Origin of the sequence: Parasutterella secunda (genome assembly GCF_023336895.1) — a bacterium.
GTDB lineage: Bacteria > Pseudomonadota > Gammaproteobacteria > Burkholderiales > Burkholderiaceae_F > Aphodousia > Aphodousia faecalis.
This window is the reverse complement of sequence record NZ_JAMBLT010000037.1, coordinates 1-377: the sequence shown is the minus strand read 5'-3', so window position 1 is coordinate 377 and position 377 is coordinate 1. Positions and strand designations below refer to the sequence as shown.

The following is a 377-nucleotide window of genomic DNA, read 5'->3' as shown; positions in this document are numbered from 1 at the left end:
AACACGCGGTGATCTATCGTGAAGACTTGAGAATAAAGAACATGACAGCGAGTGCGGCCGGGACAGTGGAGGAGCCGGGTCATAATGTGGCCCAAAAATCGGGCTTAAACCGAGCGATATTGGATCAAGCGTGGGGGAAATTTTTCCAACGATTAGAGTGGAAGTGTGAACAAAGAGGCGGCCAAGTGATAAAAGTGGCACCTCAGTACACCTCGCGAATCTGTCCGATATGCGGTTATGAGTCAAAAGAGAACCGAAAGAGCCAGGCGAGCTTTGAGTGTGTGGCGTGTGGCTATCGGGGAAATGCCGACGTGGTCGGGGCAAGAAATATAAAGGTGCGCGGGCATCGCATGTCAGCCTGTGGGGAGTTCGGCGAG

The 377-nt window shown here is 52.8% G+C and carries 1 protein-coding gene; it reads left to right on the top strand.

Features of this window, described 5'->3' with window-relative positions:
- Nucleotides 1-8: 8 nt before the first annotated feature.
- Nucleotides 9-377, top strand: a 369-nt coding sequence (locus M3080_RS09205) for an RNA-guided endonuclease InsQ/TnpB family protein (protein ID WP_346429238.1), incomplete at its 3' end; no start/stop codon positions are given.